Source organism: Sneathiella sedimenti, from assembly GCF_017313765.1.
In the GTDB taxonomy this organism is placed as follows: domain Bacteria; phylum Pseudomonadota; class Alphaproteobacteria; order Sneathiellales; family Sneathiellaceae; genus Sneathiella; species Sneathiella sedimenti.
The window spans coordinates 452894-461843 of sequence record NZ_JAFLNC010000004.1 but is presented as its reverse complement, the minus strand read 5'-3'; the positions used below and the strand labels follow the sequence as shown (position 1 = coordinate 461843).

The window sequence follows — 8950 nt, the reverse complement described above, 5'->3', positions numbered from 1 at the left end:
GTCGCTTCTTTCGGATCTCGCGCGCAAACAGGGGGCCAAATCTATTCCACCGATAGCGGACCGTTTCATGACAAATGTCGATGCCTCGTTCATGAAGAAGGTCTTCAACATTGCGGAGTGAAAAGGGAAACCTGACATACATCTTCACCGCAAGGCGGATGATCTCGGGTGAGGTTTTGAAATACCGGAATGGATTATGATTTTCATTCAAGGAGAGTAGAAAATGACAATTAGAACGACAAGCTATTTTCTTCTGACAAAGCCATCTTATACAGGTAAAGCCCCTTATTTTGCGCCGGCCTTTTGGGCATATTCCCAGGCTGACTTGGCTAAGGGTACAATTCGACCAGCCGCTATATGAGCCTTCTCTGAAGACGCATTTCCAGCCTTGATACGGCCAACGATACCCTGGGAAATTCCAGCCAGTCGGAACATATTGAATGCAAAATACCAATTTAGGTCAGGAACTTCGGTGCGCCCGGCAGCGTTACAATAAATTTCCGCCATTTCCTGCAAGGTTGGAATGTTCAATGCCGCGAGATCTACCCCCGCCAGACCACCGAACAATTCGTCATTGCGAATCCATTGCATAAGCATATAGCTCAAATCGGCCAAAGGATCCCCGGTCGTGGACAACTCCCAATCCAGAACTGCCTCCACCTTTGGACTGGTCTTATGAAACATGACATTGTGTAATTTATAGTCCCCATGAACGATAGAGAGACTCTGCTGTGTCGGCACCGATTGGGGAAGCCATTCGAGCATTTTTTCCATTTCCGGAATATCCCGATCCTGCGCAGCGCGATATTGCCGCTGCCAGAGCCGAACTTGGCGTTCAAAGTAGTTTCCTGGCTTCCCGTAATCAGCCAGGCCAATTTGAGCAGGATCATAACTGTGTAATTTTGCCAGGGTTTCAGCCTGCGACACGAAAATGGCACGCCGATCTTCAAATGCAACATCGGGTAAAAGCTGGTCTGTGAACACCCGCCCTTCAATCATGGCCATCACATAAAATGCAGAACCAATAACCGAGTCGTCCATACAGAGAGCATAGGTGCGCGGGACCAAAAACCCTTGCGCCTGCAACGCGGATATCACCCTGAACTCCCTGTCCACAGCATGCGCGGAGGCTACCAAATTCCCAATCGGTTTACGCCGAAGGACATAGGTATCCCCGTTCGTCTCGATCTTGAATGTCGGGTTTGATTGTCCATCCGCAAATTTTGTGACCTGCAGGGGTCCCGTATAATCTTCGATGTTTTCGCGCATCCAGCTATCAAGTCGCGCAACATTAATCTGATGGCTTTCGCCTCCTGTTGTCATTTTACCAACACCATTGGCCTCCTCCCCTGCGCTCATTTTGTAGTTCCCTTTTATACATACTCTTTCAATTTTTATTAATAGCCTAACCAATTTATATAAAGCCGAACGAGAAGGCAACAGACGCCATTTTCAAATCACGTCCAAATCAAATATTTTTCCGGAGGTGCTTAATGGTCAGAGTTCTTGACTAGAGAGCGGAGAATTAACCAGGAGTGTGCAGCAGGCCATTAAATAAAACGTCTATGTAGGTCTCACACAGGTCGGACAAGTAATCTTGTGTGGGCATATCAATATTATGAATATCACGAACAACAGATTCAAAGACGATACTAAGATAACGCGGCACGCTTATTATGGCCGTTAGATGTTCAACCGGAAGATTCCGAATTTCACCGGATTCAACAGCCTCGGCAATTGTCCGGTCAATGATCGCAACTGACCGACGAACATACTGGTCCATTAACCACTGGAACCGTTCTCCCCCAACAATCGCTTCATATTGAAAAATCCGGCCATATTCGGGCTCTTGAATCGACGCATCGAAAAGAAGGCGGATATGGGTCTTAATACGTTCAACCGGTGGCAAATTTGTTATCGATGGATCATTTATAGGAAATAAGGCCTTACGCTTTCGCATAATATAATGGATGGTTTCTTCCCAGAGCAACGCCTTGGACTTGAAGTGGTAATGAACCATCGATTGCCGAACACCTACCGCCTTGGCGATAGCGACAGTCGTTACGCCGTCATATCCATAACGCGCAAATTGTTTTGCGGCAACTGCAAGCAACAACTCACGAGAATCATTATCCTGAGCTAGTGCTTTGGCGGGGCGTCCCGGACCTTTTCTCTTGCCTTTAAATTGCTTCATATCCTTCAAATATTTCGCCTATAAATTAAAATATTATACTTGGAAAACCAAATTGGGTTCAAGCAATGCCGGGGACCCAAAATATTAAATCCGGCAACTGATACAAATCCGACATCTGCCTACAATTCATACTTTTTTTAATTCCCTTGATCACAGGCATGCCCTAACTCGCAATGCTTGGCAAATAAAGTACCAGTTGGGGGAAAAATATCATCAGAAGAACAACCAGAATATCGACCGCGATAAACCACATGACTCCCTTGAAAATGATGCCAAGAGTAATGTCTCGCTCTACCACCGTCTTCAATACAAACACATTTAACCCGATCGGCGGTGTGATCATACCAATTTCCAGCATTTTGACCAAAAACACGCCAAACCAAACCAGGGGGATATCAAGCTTGTCCAGCACCGGCATCACGAGGGGAATAGTCAAAAGCATCGTCCCCAAGGGGTCAATAAACATGCCCATAATGATATAGACCCCAATCAGGCCAAGGATCAGCAGAAAGCGATCGGTTCCCAATTGCAGGATAATGTCCGCGATCAGATCATCTGTGCCGGCAAAGGTCAGGAAACGGATAAACAGGCTCGCCCCAATGGCAATAAAGAAAAGGCTGGCCGTGGTTGTAAGAGTCTCGACCAATGTGGCCTTCAGGGCAGTAAATGTCAGTGTTTTCTTTATAAAACTGATGACGATTGTCATGAAAGCGCCCACAGCGCCCGCTTCCGTCGCAGTGAATAAACCGCTGAACATACCGCCCAGAACAACAGCGAAGAGCACAATAACCGGCCATACTTCGGTCAGAATTGATATTCTCTCGCCCCAGCTTGGATTGTCATCCACCGGCGGTGCCAATTCCGGATTAAGCCAGGCCCGTACGACAATCATGAGCACATAAGCTGCGGCGGAAAAAACACCGACACCAATGGAGCCTATAAACAAGAGATTGATAGATGTTTCAGTGAAAATACCGAAAAGAATTAGCAGGATGCTCGGCGGGATTAAGGCCCCGAGTGTCCCGCCAGCGGCAACCGCGCCGGTAGCTAACGTTGGCGCATAGTTGTACTTAATCATCTGGGGAACCGCAATTCTCCCCATCGCTGCAGCACAGGCTACACTGGAACCAGATACGGCGGCGAACCCTGAACAGCCGAGCACAGCCGCTACCGCCAGGCCACCCGGAAGTCGAGACAACCAAAGACGCGCAGCCGCGAACAACCCTTTGGTCAACCCGCCGTGATGCGCCATAAATCCCATGAGAAGGAACATGGGAATTGAGGATAATGTCCATTTAGCCGCAAAATTATACGGGATAACCGACAATATGCCCCAAGCCTGCTTTGTCCCAAGTATGAGGCTGATGCCCACAAAAGACACGCAAATCAGGGCTACGGCAATCGGTACACGCAAGAGCAGCAGCCCCATCACAACCAAAAGGCCGATTAGTCCAATGATTTCGCTTTCCAAGGTTTTCCCTCCACCGCATATTGTTCTTATTAATTAGAGGCCGCGCCGTAACGCCTCGGCCTCGACGGATTCGGGCCCTATCATCATATGCCTCACGACGACAAGCGCCATGAGGGCAAAACTGACCGGCAGAATGAAGTAGGTAGGCCAGATTATAAAGTTAATCTCCTGCTCAAGTACGAACGCACCACTATTCATCTTCTTGATTGCTGCCTGTGACAAGCTAACAATGAGACAGGAGCAAACAATCAGACTAAGTATCCAGGAGAAATACATTGTCCAATTTTTAACTTTCCGCGACATCATTTGATAGACGATCTCGACGGTAATATTATCGTCACGCAACTCAGCCAACGCAATTGGAAGAAAGACAACCGCAACCATATAATAGTTGGTAACGACGACAGAGTTCGCAGGTATCGGACTTTTGAAAAGGTTGCTCGCGATAACATCCGCCACAACCTGTATCATCATCAGGATCAAAATTACTGCCCCGACACCCGTCGAGGCAGCAACAAGTCTGGTGACAGTTTTGTCGAAAAAACTGATCATCGAATTTAGTTGAACTGTGTGACGTCAACCTTCGAGAAAACTTCGTCATTATAAAGTTTTCCCAACGCTTCCGGATCCTTGTAGTCAATCGTCTCGACCAGTTTTTCCCATTTGGCGATCAGTTCAAGGAAACGGTCTTTACGTTCTTCCGCATCCGCAATGCCATATTTTTCCACGGCGGTTTTTACGATCAGGTCAATATCCTTTTTGCGAAATTCTTCATGCTTCGCCAAGAGATCCGCCTGGGGCTTGATAATTTCGACGCCATACTCGCCCGGCTTGCTTTCAAGAACCATCAGGTTGGAGGCCTGGTACTTCGCCGTTGCTGTTGCATTTCCATAGGCGACCGCTTTCAGGTATCCACGCTTGTCCTCATCAGACAACTCCTTCCAAACATCGAGGTTAGTGCTGAACAGCGCATTCCCCATCCCCAAACCGATTGGCGCATCCAGCAAATAGTCTGTTACTTCGCCCATAGAGAGATTGATGATTGTGTAGGGAGTATGAGTTGACCCACTGAGTACACCCTGGCTCATTGCACTATAGACGTCATTGGATGAGATATTTGAGGCAGAACCACCCATTTCCGAGACCCACCGTCCGAAAGTTCCGAAACCACGGATTTTCTGGCCTTCCATGGTTTCCAGCGAGTCAATCCTGGGCTTGGAATACATGTAATACGGTCCGATTGCCATGGTCCCGGTCATCACCTGGTTTTGCGCTTTGAATTCCTCAATACAGGCTTTGCAGCTCATATAATATTCGTTTAGCGCGCCGGTCGCCGCATAGGGATTTGAGCTGGCTGTCGCAAGGTCGGCAATCAGGTTGGTTTGTGGATATTCAGCGCGAAAATAAGGAGCGACTAGGAAGCCGACATCCCCCAATCCTTCACTGAGAGCACCGTTGGTCTCTTTATAGCCGAATAGATTTCCGATATAAACTTTGGCTGTATAACGTCCTTCCGTTTCTTCGGCTAGAACATCCGCAAATTTCTGTGCCCCATCCGATAAACCCGACCCACTGCCGCCAAATACATACTTAAGTTCCGTTGCATTTGCAGCGAAACTAAGTCCTGCGGCCATTGTTACTCCGATAGCCATAGAGACGCACTTAGACATTATCATGATGATTATTCCTCCCTGAACGGTTTCGTTCGTTATATTTATTCTTAGCGCCGCACTCTCGCCCATAGACTTAAGCTGTACGACAATTTTCTCTTAGTTTTCGCATAAGCATAACTGCATGTTATCCACCGAATTCCCCTAATGTCAATATTAATTGGTCAATCTAACAATTAATATTGACATGTTGTCTACGCCGGAAATTCCAGCCTCCTGCCTTTCGCCGAGATACCATTGGATTACTAATATAAACTCTCATAAATTTACACTAAATAGGTGAAATAGAACGGAATTTCGGTGGTTGTCGAGAAGGACGACGCGCTGGAGCGCGCGCAAGAATGTCTATAATCCGGGATCGGGTCTCCGACGGCTCAATCAGTTCGTCCACGCCAAATCCCTCTGCGGCCTTGATTGGGTCCACTTCGGACCGGATTTCATCGATCAGCTCTTGCCGGCGCGCCATCGGGTCAGGTGCATTGAGATATTTCTTGGAATAGGCAACATCTACCGAGCCCTCAACCGACATGGCACAAATTTCGGCAGTCGGCCAAATGAAACATGCATCCGCATCGAAGCTGCGCCCACCCGCCATCGCCAAATATCCCAGCCCATAGCCTTTACGCAAAACTACGGAAATGCGTGGAACTGTTGCATTGCCAAGTTCAAACAACATCTTGGCACTTCGTCGGCCGAGATTGGTATCCTCAGCCGGGCTCCCTATCGACATTCCCGGAATATCCGCCAGATAGATCAAGGGTATTCCATAGGCATCACACAAGGAAATAAACCGCGCCGCCTTTTCACATGCATTAGAATTGAGCATTCCGCTGAGATGCAGCGGTTGGTTGGCAATAAAGCCGACCGGCCGGCCATCGATCCGGGCGAGTGCTGTAATAATATTCTGGGCAAAGGTAGGCTTGATTTCGAAAACACTTTCCTTATCGGAAAGAACTTCGATCACCTGGCGCATGTCATACGCCTTCCTCGTGTTAGCGGATACAATCTTGTCGAGCCTAGACTGGTCTTCAGCGATGGATCCCGTCTCAATTGAGTTAGCCGGGCTTTGCGCATTTGAGGGCAGATAAGACAGAAAATGCTTCAATGTATCCAGAGCTTCCTCCTCACTTTCCACCCCGAGATCCGCAAGTCCATTACGATCCACCTGCCGTTCGGCACCCCCCAGATCGTTCGCATCTATCACTTCACCCGTACCCGCCTTCACCAAAGCCGGTCCTGCCAACCCCATGGTCGACTTACCTTTCACCATCAGGACCAGGTCGGCCATTGCGCTATAATTGGTGTTTGCGGCGAAACCGAACCCTAAAACCGCGGACACGATTGGCACCCAGCCGGTCATTCGAGCAAAGGTCGCGAATAGTTCTCGAGACCGCGCATATGACCGCGAATTCTGACCATCTTGTATTCGGTGTCCACCTCCATCCAGCAACATGACCAGTGGGCAGCCGTATTTTTCTGAGAGCTGCACAATGCGCAGCATTTTATCGCTCCCAAGATGCCCTGCACTTCCGCCATAAACCGTAAAATCCTGGGAGACCACCATTACCGGACGCCCATCTATCCGGGCAGACCCGGCGACAATTCCATCTGCTGGGGCAGGACTCGTAAGGGCGGGGTTCCTGACCAGGCTGCCGATTTCCTTAAAGCTTCCCGCGTCACACAGATACTCGATCCGCTCCCGCGCCATGAGGGATCCACGCTTGTGTTGTTTGGCAACAGCGTCCGGACGTTGTTCATCCATAATAGCCAGCTTTGTCGAACGGGCGCTTTCAATTGCCTGCGCAGTACTCGTATCAACCTCATCTTCCTCGGCAATCTCGCTTTCCGTTCCATCGAGCTCAACGGGATCAAAGAAGTAAAGCGATTGACCCGGTTCTATTGTTACTCCTTTGGTCCCTGAAACAATACGGACCACGCCCGAATGCTCGGCGGTAATCACATGCTCCATCTTCATTGCCTCAATCACGGCCACTTTGCGCCCCTTTGCGACGGACTCGCCTTCAGCAATCAAAATGTCGACCAGCAGCCCGCCTACGGGGGCATTCATGGCGGCAGTTCCCTCCGGGCCAACGATCTCGGCTGGATTTCCGACCTGTGACGCTCCCTCCTGCACATGAGTATGGCAAAACAGCTGGGGATGTTGTTCATCAGCCTCGACAATCGCCTTTGCGCATCGCTCTACAAGCCCTGTATCCATATCCCCGGCCCTGGTTTCAGGCCGTTGCAGCAAGCTCTGCAAGAAACCCAAATTGGTTTCCACGCCTTCAATGTGAAATTCCGACAAAGCGCGATATCCGCGAGACAGGACATCGTTCAACTTTCCGGAAGGCGCGAAGGCAATCACCTTGGCTAACAGCGAGTCAAAGGCCGAAGTTGTTTTATAACCCGAGTAACCAAAGCTTTCTACGCGTATACCAGCACCTCCGGGAGGACCGTAGGCCCGCAATGTGCCCCCTGTGGGCATAGTTGTCCCGTCGGCGGAAATGCGCTCCATGTTGACGCGCATTTGAACGGCCATGCCACGCGGACGGCCAATGTTCTCCTGGGTAAGCCCCATTGACGCCAAACTTTGTCCAGCCGCAAGCCTGATCTGAGTCTGCACCAGATCTACCCCCATTACCTCTTCGGTGACAGTATGCTCTACCTGCAATCGCGGGTTGGCTTCCATAAAGACAAACCGCCCCGACTCCTGGGTGGTATCAATCAAAAACTCCATGGTGCAAAGCGTATGTATCTTAGCCGCCCGGGCCAGCTCCACGGCGGCCTCCGCGATCCGATTGCGAAGTGCAGGATCCAGATTGGGCGCTGGCGCAAACTCGATCAACTTTTGCTGACGACGTTGAAGACTGCATTCACGCTCGAACAAATGGATCACATTATCTTCGGCGTCACCAGCAATCTGTATCTCAACATGGCGTGAAGGACGTATTAGCTCCTCAATATACAGGGCACTCGACCCGAAAGCGGCTTGAGCTTCCGATCCCGCCCGAACGAAGGCATCCTCAAGATCCGCGATCTGATCGACTACCCGCATGCCGCGCCCCCCACCGCCAGCCAGCGCTTTAATCATGGCTGGGCGTCCACCAAATCCCTCCATAATCTGCCTGGCTTCTTCCAGATCCGTCTCGCCAACGCTACCTTCTGCCAGCGGCACGCCAAGTTCACGCGCCAGACGACGGGCTCGACCCTTATCCCCCAGCAGTGCGAGGGCCTCAGGGCGCGGACCAATGAACGTCAGCTGTGCGTTGGCGCAGCCTCTTGCGAATTCGGCACTCTCCGACAAAAACCCATATCCCGGATGTATCGCATCACAACCAGCTTCAACTGCAACTTCAATCACTGCCGCAATATCGAGATAGGCGGCAGCTCCGCGACCAGGCAATGCAACAGCCTGGTCCGCCTGACTAAGATGCAAGGACTCCGCATCTTCCGGAGCAAATACCGCTACTGTACCGATGCCCATTTCACTTGCCGCACGCGCAATACGGATGGCTACCTCGCCCCGATTTGCTATCAAAATCTTTTTAAACATTCAAAAATTCTCACCCGTTGTCATTATTTTGCGTGCTGCGCCATGTTCATTGTTTGCCCAAC

General features: G+C 50.1%; 6 protein-coding genes and 1 pseudogene. All 7 read right to left on the bottom strand.

Features of this window, described 5'->3' with window-relative positions; genetic code table 11:
• A pseudogene (locus tag J0X12_RS17435) lies at nt 1–142 on the bottom strand (IS6 family transposase); the annotation flags it as partial.
• A 143-nt stretch (nt 143–285) separates the two neighbouring features.
• Entirely contained in the window at nt 286–1359 is a 1074-nt protein-coding gene (locus tag J0X12_RS14035; protein WP_420497085.1) for a phosphotransferase family protein, read from the bottom strand.
• Nucleotides 1360–1525: 166 nt separating this feature from the next.
• Entirely contained in the window at nt 1526–2194 is a 669-nt protein-coding gene (locus tag J0X12_RS14030; protein ID WP_237688169.1) for a TetR/AcrR family transcriptional regulator, read from the bottom strand.
• Nucleotides 2195–2357: 163 nt separating this feature from the next.
• Nucleotides 2358–3665 (bottom strand): TRAP transporter large permease, encoded by a 1308-nt coding sequence (locus tag J0X12_RS14025; RefSeq protein WP_207046852.1) that lies wholly within the window; start codon nt 3663–3665, stop codon nt 2358–2360.
• A 33-nt stretch (nt 3666–3698) separates the two neighbouring features.
• Entirely contained in the window at nt 3699–4217 is a 519-nt protein-coding gene (locus J0X12_RS14020; RefSeq protein WP_207046850.1) for a TRAP transporter small permease, read from the bottom strand.
• 5 nt (nt 4218–4222) lie between these two features.
• Nucleotides 4223–5299, bottom strand: coding sequence for a C4-dicarboxylate TRAP transporter substrate-binding protein (locus J0X12_RS14015; protein ID WP_207046848.1), 1077 nt, complete (start codon nt 5297–5299; stop codon nt 4223–4225).
• A gap of 307 nt (nt 5300–5606) precedes the next feature.
• Complete coding sequence (locus J0X12_RS14010; RefSeq protein WP_207046846.1) at nt 5607–8888, bottom strand: carboxyl transferase domain-containing protein; 3282 nt, start codon at nt 8886–8888, stop codon at nt 5607–5609.
• Nucleotides 8889–8950 lie beyond the last annotated feature (62 nt).